Source organism: Synechococcus sp. OH2 (assembly GCF_047462155.1).
GTDB lineage: Bacteria > Cyanobacteriota > Cyanobacteriia > Thermostichales > Thermostichaceae > Thermostichus.
This window is the reverse complement of record NZ_JANSIR010000050.1, coordinates 36125-39085: the sequence shown is the minus strand read 5'-3', so window position 1 is coordinate 39085 and position 2961 is coordinate 36125. Positions and strand designations below refer to the sequence as shown.

The 2961-nt window shown below is 61.9% G+C and carries 2 protein-coding genes and 1 pseudogene; all 3 read left to right on the top strand.

The genetic code is table 11. The features are described 5' to 3' along the window. A partial coding sequence (locus NW835_RS04060) for an SAM-dependent methyltransferase (RefSeq protein WP_414414578.1) occupies nt 1-490 on the top strand: 490 nt, incomplete at its 5' end. 143 nt (nt 491-633) lie between these two features. After that, entirely contained in the window at nt 634-2481 is a 1848-nt protein-coding gene (locus tag NW835_RS04055; RefSeq protein ID WP_414414577.1) for an NAD(P)H-quinone oxidoreductase subunit F, read from the top strand. A 13-nt stretch (nt 2482-2494) separates the two neighbouring features. Next, nucleotides 2495-2961: pseudogene (locus NW835_RS04050) on the top strand (NAD(P)H-quinone oxidoreductase subunit D4); the annotation flags it as partial.

The following is a 2961-nucleotide window of genomic DNA, read 5'->3' as shown; positions in this document are numbered from 1 at the left end:
GCTGGAGTACTTGGCCCGCAGCGGCTGGGATGGGAGCTGCCCCTCTCTGGAGGTGCTGCCAGGGATCTCCGCCCTTCAGGCTGCCGCCGCCCGCCTGGGGGCGCCCCTGGTGCAGGATTTTTGCGCCATTTCCCTCTCCGATCGCCTTACCCCCTGGCCGGCCATCGAGAAGCGGTTGCAGGCGGCGGCGGCCGCTGACTTTGTAGTGGCCCTCTACAATCCCCGCTCGCGGCAGCGGCTGGATCCCTTCCTCAAAGCCCTGCAGATCTTTTTGGCCGCCCGTCCCACCCACACCCCTGTGGCGGTGGCCCGCAACCTCTACCGTTCCGGCGAGGTTTTCCACCTCACCACGCTGGGGGAGTTGGATCCTGAGCAGGTGGACATGTTTACCCTGGTCTTGATCGGCAACTCGCAGACCTTTCGCTACGGCAGGTGGCTGATCACCCCCCGCGGCTATCGCCTGGGCGCTGCTGATCCCCGGCGGGTTTGAGGATTCTGCTCCCCTAGGAAAAGCCTTACGGAAATCTGGGGATTTTGCACCTTCCTGAGCCAAGCTTCCTACGTACCCTGTGTATATTTGGACTGTAGCCGTTCATTGAAAAAAAATGCTTAGCTACTTGTTGCAAGCAGCAGATGGCGGGCTTTGAAGACTGGGCAATTGGGCCAGAGAGCGCCTGGTGGCTCCCCTTTTATGGCTGGGTGGGGACAGCGCTGGCTCTCCCTTGGGCCAGTGGCTGGATTAAGCGCAGTGGCCCACGTCCGGCAGCTTACCTCAATATCCTACTGACCTTTGCGGCCCTTGCTCATGGCCTTTGGCTGTTGCGGCAGGTTTGGGGTCGGGATCCCCAGATCCTGAACTACCTCTGGTTTCGGGTGGCCGATTTGGATTTGACCCTGTCTTTGGAGGTTTCGTCTCTGACGCTGGGAACCGTTGTCTGGTTCAGCGGCTTGAGCTTGCTGGCCCAGATCTATGCCTTGGGGTATTTGGATAAGGACTGGGGCTTGGGTCGCTTTGCCGCTCTGATGGGCTTTTTCGAGGGCGGGATGACGGGGATCGCCCTCAGCGATTCCCTGTTTTTCAGCTACGCGCTGCTGGAGATGCTGACGCTTTCCACCTATCTGTTGGTGGGCTTCTGGTACGCCCAGCCGCTGGTGGTTACTGCAGCGCGGGATGCTTTTCTCACCAAACGGGTGGGAGACCTGTTGCTGTTGATGGGGGTGGTGGCGGTCTCCAATTTCTCCGGCTCCTTGACCTTTTCCGGCCTGCGGGATTGGGCGGCTACGACCAGCTTGGATCCGACTTGGGCGGCCTTGATGGGGTTGGCTTTGATTGCAGGGCCGCTGGGCAAGTGCGCCCAGTTCCCGCTGCACCTGTGGCTGGATGAGGCCATGGAGGCACCCAACCCGGCTTCGATCCTACGCAACTCGGCGGTGGTGGCCGCTGGAGCTTTTGTGCTCATCAAGCTGCAGCCAGTCTTGTCCCTCTCCCCCGTCACGGATGGGGTGCTGGTGGTCATCGGCACGATTACGGCTATAGGGGGATCCCTAGTGGCCTTGGCGCAAATCGACCTTAAGCGCACCTTCTCCTACTCCACCAGTGCCTACCTAGGCTTGGTGTTTGCGGCGGTGGGGACGGGGCAGCCGGATTTGGCCCTGGAGCTGCTGCTCATGCACGGCCTGGCCAAGGCGCTGCTGTTTATGGGGGTGGGATCCCTCATCTACACCACTGCTACCCAGGATCTGACGGAGCTGGGGGGCCTAGGGAGCCGCATGCCGGCTACCCTGGCCGCCTTTGCCGTGGGATCCCTGGGGATGGTGGCCCCACTGGGGTGCTTTTGGACTCTCATTCGCCTGGCGCTGGTGTACAGCGAGCCGGCCCTGATGGGGGTGTTGCTGCTGGTTAACGGGCTGACGGCTTTGAATCTGGCGCGGGTGTTTGGTCTGGTCTTTTTGGGATCCCCGCAGCCCAAGACGCGCCGCGCGCCTGAGGTGGGCTGGCTGATGGCCCTGCCCATGGTTATCCTGACAGTGCAGAACTTGCTCATGCCCTGGCTCTTCTGGCGCTGGGGGCTTTATCCCGCTTGGATCCCGGAGCTGCAGCAGATGGCTGTCTTGCTGGGGACCGCAGGGTTGCTGGGAGCCAGTGTTGGTGCCTGGCTGTACTGGGGAGGCCGGCGGCGGCTGCGCCTGCCCTGGCCGGAGCTGCAGGATCTCTTGGCCCAGGATTTCTACACCGGGCAGCTCTACCAGGCGCTGCTGGTGCAGCCGGTCAGCGCCCTCTCCCGCGGACTGGAATGGCTGGATCGCAACGGGGTGGATGGCCTGGTGAACGGGGTGAGCCTGGCTTTTTTGTTCAGCGGCGAAGCCCTCAAGTACACCCTGTCGGGGCGGATGCAGCTCTACGTGCTGCTCATTGTCATTGGGGTCGTGGTGGTTACCGCTTGGCTGCTGCGTTCGCCCCATTTGGGATTGGCCTATTGAGTGGGAGAAAGCGATGCTCAGCCTTTTGGTCGGGATCCCGTTGTTGGGCAGCATCTTGGTGGGGCTGATCCCCGAGCGAGCGGGGAAGGGCCTGCACCGGACTTTGGCTTTGGGGTTTGGCCTGGCTTTGTTGGGGCTGAGCTTGGGATTGCTGCTGCTTTTGGATCCTCAAGAGCAAGGGATCCAGATGGCCGAACGAGTGGCCTGGATCCCGCAGTTGGGCTTGGTTTATGAGCTGGGGGTGGACGGGATCTCCCTGCCGCTAGTGGTGATGACTGGCTTGCTGGTGTTGATTGCCCTTTGGGCCAGCGGCCAGGTGGAGCGGCCTCGCCTCTACTACAGCTTGGTGTTGCTGCTGGCAGCCGCCATTGCGGGGGCTTTTCTGGCCCAGAACTTGCTGCTATTCTTCCTGTTCTACGAAGTTGAGCTGATCCCGCTTTATCTGCTGATTGCCATCTGGGGCGGGCCGCGGCGCACCTA